The sequence below is a fragment of the Terriglobales bacterium genome (genome assembly GCA_035624455.1).
Taxonomy (GTDB): domain Bacteria; phylum Acidobacteriota; class Terriglobia; order Terriglobales; family Acidobacteriaceae; genus DASPRM01.
This window is the reverse complement of the sequence record DASPRM010000086.1, coordinates 21,298-33,900: the sequence shown is the minus strand read 5'-3', so window position 1 is coordinate 33,900 and position 12,603 is coordinate 21,298. Positions and strand designations below refer to the sequence as shown.

At 57.2% G+C, this 12,603-nt stretch carries 14 protein-coding genes; 7 read left to right on the top strand and 7 right to left on the bottom strand.

Annotation, left to right across the window (positions count from 1 at the left end):
- The first annotated feature begins 68 nt into the window (after nucleotides 1-68).
- From VEG30_09435 to VEG30_09425, 3 genes are all read left to right on the top strand, one after another.
- Nucleotides 69-719, top strand: a complete 651-nt coding sequence (locus VEG30_09435; GenBank protein HXZ80139.1) for a hypothetical protein — start codon at nucleotides 69-71, stop codon at nucleotides 717-719.
- Nucleotides 720-826: 107 nt separating this feature from the next.
- Nucleotides 827-1,840 (top strand): L-rhamnose/proton symporter RhaT, encoded by a 1,014-nt coding sequence (locus VEG30_09430; GenBank protein HXZ80138.1) that lies wholly within the window; start codon nucleotides 827-829, stop codon nucleotides 1,838-1,840.
- A gap of 219 nt (nucleotides 1,841-2,059) precedes the next feature.
- Nucleotides 2,060-2,389 carry an RNA-binding protein gene (locus tag VEG30_09425; protein HXZ80137.1) on the top strand — a complete coding sequence of 110 codons (330 nt, stop codon included), beginning with the start codon at nucleotides 2,060-2,062 and terminating at the stop codon, nucleotides 2,387-2,389.
- Nucleotides 2,390-2,494: 105 nt separating this feature from the next.
- Here the strand turns inward: VEG30_09425 and VEG30_09420 are convergent, their stop codons facing one another.
- A complete protein-coding gene (locus tag VEG30_09420; protein HXZ80136.1) occupies nucleotides 2,495-3,697 on the bottom strand; it encodes a PP2C family protein-serine/threonine phosphatase in 1,203 nt (400 codons plus the stop codon).
- A 207-nt stretch (nucleotides 3,698-3,904) separates the two neighbouring features.
- Here VEG30_09420 and VEG30_09415 point away from each other — a divergent pair, with 207 nt between their 5' ends.
- Nucleotides 3,905-4,465: a hypothetical protein gene (locus VEG30_09415; GenBank protein ID HXZ80135.1), complete on the top strand. Its 561-nt coding sequence runs from the start codon at nucleotides 3,905-3,907 to the stop codon at nucleotides 4,463-4,465.
- Between the two features lie 127 nt (nucleotides 4,466-4,592).
- A complete protein-coding gene (locus VEG30_09410; GenBank protein ID HXZ80134.1) occupies nucleotides 4,593-6,629 on the top strand; it encodes an alpha/beta hydrolase domain-containing protein in 2,037 nt (678 codons plus the stop codon).
- Nucleotides 6,630-6,839: 210 nt separating this feature from the next.
- Here the strand turns inward: VEG30_09410 and VEG30_09405 are convergent, their stop codons facing one another.
- The 6 genes from VEG30_09405 to VEG30_09380 form a co-directional block, all read right to left on the bottom strand.
- Nucleotides 6,840-7,232, bottom strand: a complete 393-nt coding sequence (locus VEG30_09405) for a (deoxy)nucleoside triphosphate pyrophosphohydrolase (GenBank protein ID HXZ80133.1) — start codon at nucleotides 7,230-7,232, stop codon at nucleotides 6,840-6,842.
- Nucleotides 7,229-7,720: a GAF domain-containing protein gene (locus tag VEG30_09400; protein HXZ80132.1), complete on the bottom strand. Its 492-nt coding sequence runs from the start codon at nucleotides 7,718-7,720 to the stop codon at nucleotides 7,229-7,231. Before VEG30_09400 ends, VEG30_09405 begins: the two co-directional genes overlap by 4 nt.
- A gap of 10 nt (nucleotides 7,721-7,730) precedes the next feature.
- A complete protein-coding gene (locus VEG30_09395) occupies nucleotides 7,731-8,570 on the bottom strand; it encodes an ABC transporter substrate-binding protein (GenBank protein ID HXZ80131.1) in 840 nt (279 codons plus the stop codon).
- Between the two features lie 106 nt (nucleotides 8,571-8,676).
- The gene (locus VEG30_09390) at nucleotides 8,677-9,846 is read right to left on the bottom strand and encodes a radical SAM protein (GenBank protein HXZ80130.1); all 1,170 of its coding nucleotides are present in this window, start codon (nucleotides 9,844-9,846) and stop codon (nucleotides 8,677-8,679) included.
- A 127-nt stretch (nucleotides 9,847-9,973) separates the two neighbouring features.
- Nucleotides 9,974-10,597 carry a hypothetical protein gene (locus VEG30_09385; protein HXZ80129.1) on the bottom strand — a complete coding sequence of 208 codons (624 nt, stop codon included), beginning with the start codon at nucleotides 10,595-10,597 and terminating at the stop codon, nucleotides 9,974-9,976.
- A 54-nt stretch (nucleotides 10,598-10,651) separates the two neighbouring features.
- The gene (locus VEG30_09380; GenBank protein HXZ80128.1) at nucleotides 10,652-11,266 is read right to left on the bottom strand and encodes a hypothetical protein; all 615 of its coding nucleotides are present in this window, start codon (nucleotides 11,264-11,266) and stop codon (nucleotides 10,652-10,654) included.
- A 460-nt stretch (nucleotides 11,267-11,726) separates the two neighbouring features.
- On the opposite strand from VEG30_09380, the gene VEG30_09375 reads away from it, so the two are divergent.
- Together VEG30_09375 and VEG30_09370 are read left to right on the top strand one after the other, a co-directional pair.
- Nucleotides 11,727-12,056, top strand: coding sequence for a hypothetical protein (locus VEG30_09375; protein ID HXZ80127.1), 330 nt, complete (start codon nucleotides 11,727-11,729; stop codon nucleotides 12,054-12,056).
- 149 nt (nucleotides 12,057-12,205) lie between these two features.
- Nucleotides 12,206-12,580: an iron-sulfur cluster assembly scaffold protein gene (locus VEG30_09370; protein HXZ80126.1), complete on the top strand. Its 375-nt coding sequence runs from the start codon at nucleotides 12,206-12,208 to the stop codon at nucleotides 12,578-12,580.
- Nucleotides 12,581-12,603: the final 23 nt, after the last annotated feature.

The following is a 12,603-nucleotide window of genomic DNA, read 5'->3' as shown; positions in this document are numbered from 1 at the left end:
GAGTCTGAGGGGAAATGTAGAATTGAACTCCATGTGTGCCCTCAAGCTGCTCTGTAATGCTGCTTAAGATGGTTGCCATTATCCGAATGAATAAGGCGCTTCGGGGTGTTTGCGCATTTCTTGTCATTTGCGTCAGCTTCTGGTCTGCCAGCGCGCAGCAGGAGACGAAGCCACGCTGGACCTTTCACCTCAGCCTTGGCGTCGCCAATCCCCGAGGCGCCCTGAACGACTTCGCCAAGCAGAGCGGAGTATTGACAGTCGGCGGAGGAAGGACATTCGGCCGCCTGGATCTCGTCGGTGAATTTCTCTTTAACCAATTTGGCATGCCCGATTCCATGCTGCATCTACTGCAAGTAAGTGGTGGCGACGGAAATATCTTCGGCTACACTGCCGACGCTCGTTACCGCCTGATCTCTCGCGGCAAGTGGGGAGGGTACGTCATGGGAGGTGGCGGACTGTATCGGCGAGCGATGGCCGTGAGCAGTCCCACAAACGCTGTGATTACAGATCCGAAAGCTGCCCCGATCCTCAGTCCCACAGGCCAGGTGCTAAGCGACGTAGCCGATAATGCTCCGGGGTTCAATGGCGGAGGTGGAGTAACACGCCGCTTCGGAGGCGAGCAATCGTTAAGGTTCTACGTCGAAGCTCGTTACCACTACGCTTCGACGCGCAAGGGAAGCACACAACTGCTTCCGGTGACGATAGGAGTTCGCTGGTAGCTGAACGCTACGGATTTGATACGGCCCAAAGCAAGAATGCAAGGTCTTTCGAGTCGTTCAGGCTGATCCATTTCGATTTAAACGGAACTTCTGAGGAGTTCGAACGCATGCCACAAACGGCATTCGGGTTGTTCCTCCTGGTATTGGCGGGAGCGATGAACGGCAGCTTCACCCTGCCGATGAAATTCACTCGCAAGTGGGCCTGGGAGAATACCTGGCTGGTCTGGACGCTGTTTGCGCTGTTCGTTTTCCCCATTGTCCTTAGCTTCGGAACCGTTCCCGGCTTGATGGACCTCTACCGCCGCCCGGGTGCGGCCGCCATCGCAGCGGGCGTGGCGGCGTTCGGTTTTTCCTGGGGCCTCTCCCAAATATTCTTGGGGCTGGCGGTGGATGGCGTCGGCATGGCTCTCTCTTTTGCCGTAATCCTGGGCCTCTCGGCGGCTGTGGGATCGATCGTTCCTCTGGTTAAGGATCACCCTGAGCAGATCGCCACTCGAGGTGGCCTGGCAGTGATCGCCGGAATTGTGATCGTTCTGATTGGAGTGGGCATTTGTGGCGCAGCCGGGAAGATGCGCGAGAACGTCGCAGCTGGATCGCACAAGATTTCCCTGGCCAAGGGTTTGTTTTTCTGCACCATCAGCGGAGTCGGTTCAGCGTTTGTGAATCTGGGACTGACCTACGGACACCCCCTTGTGACCGATGCGGCAGCCGCCGGCGCCTCTGCCAATTCCGCCAACAATGCCGCGTGGCTGCCGTTGATGCTCGCAGGAGGCATTCCCAACCTCGCGTACTGCTTCTATCTGATGAACAAGAATCGTACCCTCGGGCGTTTGTCCGTTCCCGGGACATCCGCGCACTGGCCTCTGGCTGTCACCATGGCCCTGCTGTGGTTTGGCAGCACGGTGATCTACGGGGTTGCCGCCAGCAAAATGGGGGACTTAGGGACCATTATCGGCTGGCCTATCTTCATGTCTCTCATCGTCATTGCCGCCACCTTTTGGGGGATCGTGACGGGCGAGTGGAAGCAGGCGGGACCGCGTCCGTTGAGAATCCTCGCGCTAGGCGTCGTCGTGCTGGTGATTTCCATCTTCGTTCTTTCTGCCGCCAGCCGCATGGTGTGAGCCTAAATATCCAGCCGAATCGGCTTCGTCATCCAACGCCATTGCGACCCAGGCACCGCTCTGCGGAATTCTGCAAGGTTTCCCGTGACGTGGAGCCCGGAAAAGGGTAGCCTAGGGGCGTATCTGCTAGTCACCCTCCGTTCAACCAGCGAGCCGAAGTTGACCGCCTTGTTTGTCCGGGGATTTCCTACAACCGCTAAAACCAGGGGAGAAGAGTTCGTGAAGAATATTTACGTGGGGAATCTGAGCTTCCGCACCACGGAAGAAGAAGTGCGCTCATTGTTTGAAGCCTACGGGCAGGTGGATCGGGTCAATGTGGTTCGCGACCGGGATACTGGCCAGCCGCGCGGCTTTGCGTTCGTCGAGATGTCCAACGACGAAGAGGCGGAAAAAGCAATCGCGGAGATCAACGGCCGGGCGGTTGGGGGTCGAGCGCTAAACGTCAACGAGGCGCGACCCAAAACTGAGCGTCCCGCCGGAGAACGTGGCGGGCGCGGTGGCGGACGCTTCGGCGACCGTGATCGCGGGGGCCGGGGCCAACGCTGGTAGCCAAAACTGATTCGCGCTAATTGCCGATAAGTTAAAAGTTTGATCGGGTGAAGCGCGAAGTATGAGCAAGATATGCTTTTACTTCTAACTTCACCCGATTACACTTTACCCGATCGTACTTTGTCCTTCCGCTGTCTCCACCAGGCGCACCACCATGCAGGTGATGTCATCGTGCTGGCTGGCTGCGCCAGTGAAGGCGTCCAGATCACGCATCAGTCGGTCGACGAAGGCACTGGCAGCGAGACCCGTACTGCTTTGCAGCAGGACCTTCAGCCGGTCCTCTCCGTACTCCTGTCCGGACTCGTTCACCGCCTCGATCACTCCGTCGGTGAAGATCAGCAACATATCGCCGGGCGAAAGTCTTTCGATCGCGGTCTGGTAGACGGTGGGCTGCTGGATTCCAAGTGGGAGTCCACCAGCTTCCAGCCGTGTCATTGCGCCCGATACGCGGCGCAGCATGGGAGCATTGTGTCCGGCGTTGCTGTATGTCAACTCGCGCGTGGTGGGGTCAAATTCCGCCAGGAACGCGGTCGTGAAGCGCACTCCTCCCCGGCTGTTCTCACAGGCATATTTATTCAGGCCGGCGGCGAGCTCGGGCATGGTAGATGACGTCGCGCTCAGAGTTCGCAAGCTCGCCTGAAACGTGGCCATAAGCAAAGCGGCTGGAACACTTTTGCCCGCAACGTCGGCAACCGCCATCAGAACTTTTCCTGGATTCGAGCCATCGCGCAGGAAAATGTCGTAATAATCCCCGGCTACGGTATTCGCCGGACGAGTAATAAAAGCGACATCGAGCCCCGGGAGCGCAGGTGAAACCTCGGGCACCAGCCACATCTGAATCTCGCGCGCAATCTGCAGATCGCGCTTCATGGTCACGCGATCCGCAATTTCCAAAACCAGCAGCAGAAGGAAAATCAGCGCTCCATAGAAATGAAAGTCGCCAAGAACGTGTGGACCCTTCTCGCCTGGGATCTCACCAGGAATTAGCATCAGGGCCAGTCCTACCAGGAGGAGCACCCGCTTGGCGGGAGAGAGCTTCATGATGATCGACCAGAAGAACTGGGTGATCAGTTGGAACCAGTCACGAGCCGTACGCCGGCTTTCCTGCGGCTGCACCTCCCGCGAATAGAGCTGATAGCCGACGCGCGCCTCTTGCTTGAACTGCGCCCACAACTGCTCCAGTTCCAGACCTTCCGTTACACGCTCCCAGAAGTTCTCAATCCTGCGGAAGAAATTGGGTTCGCGTGGCGGCGGGCCAGGCTGAGCAGGTAGCTGCCGGCTGTCTCGTTCTTGCTGGGCGACGGACATGGCTTAATCTATCGATTATAGGCCGCAGCACAGGAATCTCCGTTACCGCCTACTTGCAAGTCTGTATTGTTGACAAAAACTGGCACTGGTCACTGCTAGGAATTCTTCGGCGTTTATCCCACACCGCGACTTTCTCGAGCTTCAGGGTTCCTATTGGCAGCCACTTCAATAATCCGATTAGCCCATCCGGATCTGGAGGAGAACCGTATGAAGCGACATCTGTTCGTGTCTTCACTGTTGGCGGGAGTGCTCGCCCTCGGCGTAGGCGCTATCGCACAAACCACCGACCAACAAAACGATGCCAGGGATCTGCACCAGGACAAGCGCGACCTGCATCGCGATTACAACGACATCCACAATGACCGTCGCGATCTGCATCAGGACTATCGCGACATCAACCACGACCGCCGCGATCTATCAAAAGATCAGACCGACGTCAACCGCGATCGGCGAGACGCTTATCGCGACCGCAATGACATCTACCGCGATGACAGAAAGCTGGCGCACGATGAAAAGTACGACAAAGACGACGTCGCCCGCGATAAAGCTGACCTTCACCACGATCGCCGCGATCTGAATCATGATCGTACCGACATCCATCAGGACCAGCGTGACATTCACAGCGATCGCAAGGACCTGCACAAAGACTACGCCGACGTGCATCATGATCGGTCCGACCTGCGCCACGACTATCGCGACGTCCACCACGACAAGAAAGACATCCGGGCTGACCGGCGCGATTTGCACAACGACCGGAATCACAGGTAGAAGTTTCCGCGTTGCCTCCCTGAATCAGGCACGGACTTCGTTCCGTGCCTGTTTTTTTGAGTCGCGGCTCGCGATAGAATTCCCGTTCTCCGTTTGGGCTGTCATTTTCACGACCTCGGGAGACAACGTGCGGCCATTCCGATCCTGGGTTTTCCTTTCGGCATTTGTTTTCTGGTTTACAACCGGCGCGATTGCAAAGGTAGATCGCGTCGAGATCACACGGCGCAGCGATGTGCTGGAAGGCAAGGCGTTCGGACTGGCGGGACGTTACGAAAAGATTGTGGGACGCGTGTATTTCAAAGTCCGTCCCGACAATCCTCACAATCGCCGGATCATCGATCTCGACAAGGCGGAACGCAACGCGAGTGGTGAAGTCGAGTTTTCGGCCGATTTCTACGTGCTGCGGCCCAGGAACGGCGGCAATCACGTGGCCTTGTTCGAGGTTTCCAACCGTGGCCGCAAGAGCATTCTCGCCATTGCCAACCGCGGGACCACCAGCTTCGATCCCACTCAGGAATCAGACTTCGGCGACGGCTTTCTGATGGAAAACGGCTACACCGTGGCCTGGCTCGGCTGGCAATGGGACGTTCGCGATGAGCCCGGTTTACTCCATCTCTATGCGCCTATAGCCAAAGATTCCGCAGGCCCGATTCGCGGCCTGGTTCGGAGTGATTTCACACCGTCGGCTAAAACACTCGATGCGCCCGTGGGACACGTTCTCACCACTCCGAGTGGAACCGTGGGCGGGATCGGTTACCCGGTTGCCGATCCTGCCAATCCGCAGAATGTCCTCACCGTACGCGATTCGGCAACCGCACCACGACGAGTCATTCCGCGAACGCAGTGGGATTTTGCCCGCGAGGTGGATCACAAAGTTGTTCCCGACAAGCGCTACATTCATCTCAAGACCGGCTTCGAGGCGGGGAAGATCTATGAAGTGGTTTACGTGGCGCAGGATCCTGCAGTCGCCGGGCTAGGGCTGGCTGCCGTGCGCGACTTCATCTCTTACTTGAAGCACGGTGAGGCCGCGGTGGCGCCCGTGCGCTATGCCTACGGCGTCGGCATCTCCCAGAGCGGACGCTTTCTCCGGCATTTTCTTTATCAGGATTTCAACGACGATGAACAGGGCCAGCAGGTCTTCGATGGCATAATCGCACACGTTGCCGGAGCCGGCCGCGGCAGCTTCAACCATCGTTTCGCCCAACCCTCCCGGGATGCGCAGCCGATGTCCTCGGTCTTCTACCCGACCGATATTTTCCCCTTCACCGACCTGCCCGAAGCGGATGTGACCGGCAGCAAGGGAGGCGGACTCCTGGATGCCACAACCGTCTCCAATACTGTTCCTAAGATTTTCTTCACCAATACCTCGTACGAGTACTGGTCGCGTGCCGCTTCATTGATCCATACCGATGCGCAAGGCAAACTGGATGCCAGGGTGTCGGACCATGTCCGGATTTACCTCCTGGCCGGCCTGCAGCATTTCACTGGGCCGTTTCCGCCGGCTCACGGCGACGGCGAATACAAGTGCCAGCAGAAGACTAATCCCAACCCGGTCGCGTTTTTCTGGCGGGCATTGATCACAGATATGGACCAGTGGGCGCGAGAAGGAATTGCACCACCGGCGAGCGTCTATCCACACCTGGCGGATGCTAGCCTGGTGCCACCAGCGAAGCTGCTCTTTCCGCGTATACCCGGAGTCAAACTTCCCCAGGACGTGAATCTGGGTTGGCGGCTGGATTTCGGGCCGGACTGGAATCGCGGAATCATAAGTAACGAGCCTCCCAAAGTTCTCGGCTCCTATCCCGCGCTTGTTCCGCAGGTGGATAAGGACGGCAACGATTTGGGGGGCGTGCGGCTGCCGTCATTGACAGTGCCGCTGGCGACATATACGGGATGGAATTTGCGCGATCCCTCGATTGGCGCTCCCACGCAGCGCTGCAGCTTCGTGGGTTCCTACATTCCATTTGCCAAGACCGCGGCCGACCGCCGCAAGACCGGCGATCCCCGGCTCTCCATCACTGAACGCTACCAAAGCCGCGCGCAGTACATGGGACTCTACGCGGAAGCGGCCCTGGCTCTAATCAAACAGCGGTTCCTTCTACAACGAGACTTAGCCCCAATCCTGGAGCGTGGCGAGCAGGAGTGGATGGAGGCGAATAAGTAGAAGCATTCAGCACATAGCTAGTTCAGTTTGGAACCATGTGCGGCAGTAGCTTTCATCTTGTGTCATCTTGAGCTGTCATTTTGAGCAGGATGGGGTAAACCACACCCCGTCCGAGTCGAACGATCTTGCGGTTTCTTATTCCAATATGTCGGTACTGCCGCAAATTCGAGACTCTTAGCTGACTGCTGAATGCTGATTGCTGACTGCTATCTACGGAATCTTCCCGCTCGCCAGGTCCGCCACGAACTCCCGGTCGGCCTCAAGGAATTCAAAGTGCGGGAGTTCCTCGGGTCCAACCCAGCGCACGTCTCGAAAAATGCGGTTCTCCAGTTGGCCCTCGTAGCCGTGTACCAGGTAAAAGCGCAACTCCACCGCCCCGCCGCCGTCATAGACGTGGCGGATGCGCGACACCTCATCGCCAATCTGCGCGTTGATGCCCAGTTCCTCCTCCAGTTCCCGCCTCAGGGCATCGCGAGGTTGTTCTCCGGTCTCGATCTTGCCGCCGGGGAACTCCCATTTCAGAGGCATGCTCTGATGCTTGGTGCGCTGGCAGATAAGAATCTTGCCGTCGCGCAGGATTAAAGCTGCGACCACGTACTTCATGCCGATCGTTCGATAAATTTGCCGACCACGGCGGCACAGTGCTCCACCAGGTGCCGATCGTCTTCCGAAAAGGCGGCAGCAAAGTGGCTGTCGATATCAAGTTCGCCGACTACTTTTCCTTTGGCGAAGATGGGCACGACAATCTCCGATTTGGTTTCCAGCGAGCAAGCCAGGTAGCGCGAATCGGCGTTCACGTCATCCACCACGATGGTTGTGCCGGTCAAGGCAGCAGCGCCGCAGATACCCTGGTTCAGAGGAATGCGGGTGTGTGGGGTCATGGCGCCCACGAATGGGCCCAGTTCCAGGTAATTAGGATCTTGCAGGTCGATCATGTAGAAGCCCACCCAGTTGTACTTCAGCATGCGCTCGTTCAACAACTGGACAATGCGCATCATCAGTTCCTCAGCCGAGCCGGCGGTTGTAGCCAGAGTCTCAACCTCTTTAGCGATGATCTCTCGATTCAGCTCTTCCGATTTGGTAGCGGGCATGGGCAGCCTATTAGAGCACACGCGCAGGGGAAGGTGATCCCTCCGAAATGATCCTCCGGATTCCGGTGATTGGAGGAAAGAGCTCGGGGTGAATCGCGTGCGCCACGGCGCGTAATCCGACCACTAGCGTCGGTGCGGGAGTGTTCAGCCACTCATCGCGCAAGCAGTAGACGCGCCCCTGGCGCGCGGCACGCATTTCTCTCCACCCGCGCTCGCGAATAATTTTCTCCAGCGGGACCCTGTCACCGGCGCCGCACCAGGCTGCAATTACGACCTCGGGATCGGCCGCGCGGACCGTTTCGGCGGTCGTCTGCTTTCCCGGTTCGCCCAGGAATTCGCCTCCAGCCGCACCAACTAGCTCAGCCACCCAAGCCTGCGAATGGATGATGGGTTTTCCCCATTCCTCGCAGAAGACCAGCGGCCGCTCGCACCCGCGAGCACGCGACTCGACTTCGGCGATGTCTGCTTTCATTTGCTTGATTACGCTTTCAGCGCGCCCAGGTTCTCCCAGCACGCCCGCAATTTTGGCAATGTCACCATAAATGTCGTTCAGGCTATGTGGAGCCAATCCCAGGAACGAGACTCCCGCTCTCAGAATCTCGGCCACAGCCTTTTCCTGGTAAGGGACAGAGGCAATCACCAAATCGGGCTTGGCGGCGAGGATTTGCTGTGCCTGCGCGGTCCAGGAATCGTGCACGAGAATCCGCTGGCCGTCGTCCACCTCCGGGCAAACATCGGCGCAATACTTGGTGCAGGCCACCAGCCGGTCCAGCAGCCCGAGACACTTGAGGATCACCGTGGCACTGGGCTGCAGCGAAACGATTCGGGTGGGAAAAAAGGACTGCGGCACCACTTCATTCTAACTGGACGAATGATTACAACTTGCCCGAGTCCCTTCTGCTCCTGAGGGTGCCCCGTTCAAGCGAAAGCTTGGGCGGGGTCGTTTGCATAGAGCACTACGACGCCAGGGGCGAGTCCTTCACCCTGAAGGGTTCAATTTCCGTGGCCTTGATTTCGGGTAGGCGGCGCCAGCGGTGCTTCAGATAGGCCCACGGAATATGGAACAGCAGAACCTTGGGGCTGAATTTTGAGGAGGTATGTATCCAACATGAATGCGTGCACCAGCATTTGGCGCTCGGGATGGCAGCAATTTCATCCTTCATCTCGCGAGAATTCATCGCTGCTGTCAGATCGAAGTCAAAGTCCTGCAAACGCGCCAGCTTCGGCCGCAATTCGCAGGCGCGGAAGTGGCCGTCATGGTCAATGACGATTGTAGTTTGCCCAGCCGTACACGGCATCGGCCAGGCTTTGTCGCTGTAATGATTTTGCTCGTGAATGTCGAAGTGAAGCCTGATATTTCCCAGATAGTAGGCCCGCGCCAGACAGCGTGCCGCCTGCCCCAGATGTGAGAACAGCCTGTCCGCATAGCGGTCGTGAAACCACATCAACTCCCGATGCAGTCTGCTCAAATCTTCTCGGGGAATTCGCTTCAGCCCCGGGTCCATGGGATTGCCGCGAATAATCTCGAAATAATGGCCATCCGGATTGGCTTCCCCCATCATCTTCAGGCCGAGCGTGACCAGTTCGCGGTAATTCTCTGAGGTGACACAACTGACGACATTGCGCCGCAGCCGCCGTACACGCTTCCATTTCGCCGCCACCATCTCCATCGTGGCCACTGTCTTCTGAAAATTGTTGGGAACGCCACGGATGGCGTCGTGTGTGTTGGCCAGACCGTCGAGCGAAAAGTTCAAATCAATTACCAGCTCAGGGCAGCGTTCGAGCAGATGCGTAATCACCGCATCCAGCTTGGCGGGAAGCAGGCCATTGGTGGGGAGATTCACATGGCGCATCTGGTTGTTGATGTAGAACAGCTCAATAATCTCGGCCAGATCCTTGCGCATGAAGGGCTCGCCGCCCGAAAGCCAGAGCTTGTGAAACCGAGGCGCGCTGAGACTGAGTTTCTCGATCTGTTGGAAGCTGAGATCACGGCCCTGGTTCAGCTCGTCCCAATAGAAGCAGGTGCGGCACAGTGAATTGCAATTGGAGGTGACGAACAGAAAGACCGACTCCAGCGAAATCGGGCGGAATGCACTCTTCGCGTAATGAAAATAGTTAAACCCCACAGCCGGAATGATACGGCATTTGCGCTTTTGAGTCCGTTATCATCACCAGCGAGCGCAGCGAGCGAGGGATCTGCAGTTGGGCCTTGAGCCAACGCGCCGCAGCTCACAAATAAGTCAGCGCTCGGCCCTAAGCCCCGGTCGGGCACGTACAAACGCCCACACCGACAGGCACGCCTATGTTCTCAATGAATCCGCACGTCTGCCCCAGATAAAGGAGTTCGCCTTGCATCAGGACACTCGAGTCAAAAGCCTGGTCCGAGATTGTGGTGCCCTGCACATGACTCATCCAGGCCCGCAGGTTCCGTACTGGAACCGGTGAAGTTGGGTCGCAGTTTTGAGGGTGGTCAGAAACAATCTTAATGACTCCAGAGTTGAGAAGGCCCAGAAAGAAACCAGAACCAGGAACAAGCGGCGCCTGTAACAGGTTGTACTGTAGGGAGAGCGTAAGGAGGCCATTGGCGCTGATTCGGCAGGCACAGCATTCCAGCATTTCCTGTTGATTGTCGAATACGAAGAGGTCGGCGCAGATCTCCCGCTGAACACCCGGGTTGACAATCCGAACTGTCTGGTCGGAACTGAACTGTGAAAAGACGCCAAGATTGGAATAATTCTGGTTGTAGTAAGTGAGTAGGTATACATCTGATACTTGCGCGAGACACGGCACGCAACTTGCCACGGCTAGGGCCACGGCCACAATCCAAAGCCAGCGCTGAATCGGGCATGAACTGGATTTCGTATTCCTGTCGCCCATCTTCACACCTCAATGAGAGAATCGCGCCCTGGAGACTGATCGGCCGCCCTGCCTTCAACTGCTTGCCGGGCAGAGGCACACTCTCTTCGTGCCGGCCGCCTTGTGGCATCGCTGCGCCAAGGAAACCAATTCTTCTTGCGAAAGAAAACTATCCGCGAATGGAACATCGCTTTCGGAGTTCGCGATCCGAAAGAGGTTAAGCGGAGGTGCAAGTTCCAGGTGCGTCATCGAAGTGCGCAGCTGTGGAACCGGATTAGGGTGAGTGGCATTGCAGTTGGCAAGAGCGTCGGACACAATCTTGATCACTCCCGTGTCGGGTCTTCTCCCACCCGGAAAAGCGGCTGCAGGCAGTAGATTCAAGCGCAGTGAGAGGGTCAGGATTCCGTTTGCACTGATGCGACACGCACAGCAGGTCTCAAGTTCTTGATTTGCGTCGAAGACGTAGATATCCGCGCAAACCGTGCCATGATCAGCGCTGAGGGGTGCGCCCTGCCAGCCCGGATTCAGGATGTTTATCGTCTGATCGCTGATCTGGCTATTGGCATTCGCGTAAAAGCTGAGTTGGTAAACGTCATCTTGCGCTCGCCCCGAAAAGGTAGCGGCGACGACAATCGCCACCAACACCATGGCCCGGATGACAGTGCACGATGAGCAATAACACTTTCTCATGGAGGCACCTCCAATCGGATGCACTGGGGGAACCAATCGGGATTCGGGGAAACCGGACCGGGCCTGTTAGGAAAAGCGGTAGCAATCTAGCGTTGTGCGCTTCGGCATGTCAATCCGAATTCTCCTGCTGGATGTTTCGACTTGCGGAGGGAGAGAAGATTGCAGCATCCGGGAAAAGGCGAACGGCCTCGCCGCGAAATGACCACATGTCCCTTCCAATTGCCCGATTACAATTTACTTGTGATAGCCAAGACTTGAGCTTGCATGCCACGCCGTCCGATGGGGTCGCTGCCCGTCAACCAAGAGCCTCAGCCTGGTCTTGAGCGCAACGGCTAAGCGGCGAATAAACGGCGCAAGCTTGCGCTAACGCCTGATTAGGTAAATCATCGTGGTAAGTCTTGCTGTTTCAGCGTAAAGTGCTGGCGTGACAAGCCGATCTAAACAAAAGCAGCCATCGGAAATGCTGCAACACGACACGCTGTCGCGTCAGAGGAACATTGTCTTTCCCGATACTGTTCGCAACGAAGCCGAAGGCTACCGACACCTACTTTCCGCTCCGAAACTGAGCACGGTGGAGAGGGTCGGGGCTTTTATCGAGGGGCTGTTTGGACTTGTGCTCGGCCTCGGACTCGGAATCGCAAGCTTCTTTATGCCGAGAATGGTCGCAAACGAAGTAGATTCGCGTACTTTCGGCGCAGTGATGATTGTTCCCGCTCTATTGATGACGGGAGTCGCACTTGTGTTCGCGGTCTTGGGTTTCAGGCTGCTGAAGCGTTCAATCGGGCGTTAGGTTTCATTCCCCCCAAGGCTGTTGGCGATAAATCCCGATTGCACTCAAAATCCCCCAATCGAATACCAGTCTGCGTCAAATACGTAGAAACTCGCCAGCGCTGTCCGCAAGGTCAAGCCATTACAATTTACTCAACTACAAATTTCTCCATGTATTCGCCCCAGGTGCTCGATCACTTTCAGAACCCACGATTCGTTGGGGAACTCTCCAACCCGACAGTCACCGTCGAGATTCAAAATCCCGCCTGCGGTGACGTTCTGAAGCTGTCGTTACGCGTGGCCGACGGCAGGATCGAAGAAGTGCGCTTCCGGGCCATGGGCTGCGTGCCCGCGATCGCCTGCGGATCCAAGCTGGCCGAACTCCTGGCGGGCAGAACAGTGGCCGACAGCCGCCAGATCAGCAGGGAAGAGCTGGTAGAGGCGCTCGGCGGTCTGCCCCCCGCTTCGACCCATGCCAGCCACCTGGCGATGGACGCCCTGCGTGAGGCATTGGCTAAGATCGGTGATATCCGATTTAGAGAATGATCGAAGATTGAGCCAGAAACCCC